The organism is Seonamhaeicola marinus, from assembly GCF_008085455.1.
On the sequence record NZ_VSDQ01000363.1, the window covers coordinates 1 to 237 of the forward strand.

Consider the following 237-nt stretch of genomic DNA (forward strand, 5'->3'; position numbering starts at 1 on the left):
ACTGTGCTTCTTCATTTAACGTGGTTTCACCGTTCTCGTACTTTTCTATTAATTTTTCTATATTATTTAATACCATAATTATGTGTATTAGTTAATTTTTCTCTTATTGTTTTTCTGGCTCTAGATAAGGCAACACGTACTGCAGTGTTATTCATATCTAGTATTTTTGCTATTTCATCAAAATCGTATTCTTCAATATCTCTTAATTGAATAATCATACGTTGTTGTTCTGGTAAA

At 28.3% G+C, this 237-nt stretch carries 1 protein-coding gene; it reads right to left on the reverse strand.

Annotation, left to right across the window (positions count from 1 at the left end; genetic code table 11):
• Window positions 1-62: 62 nt before the first annotated feature.
• Window positions 63-237, reverse strand: a 175-nt coding sequence (locus FUA24_RS04935; protein WP_187388173.1) for an RNA polymerase sigma factor, incomplete at its 5' end; no start/stop codon positions are given.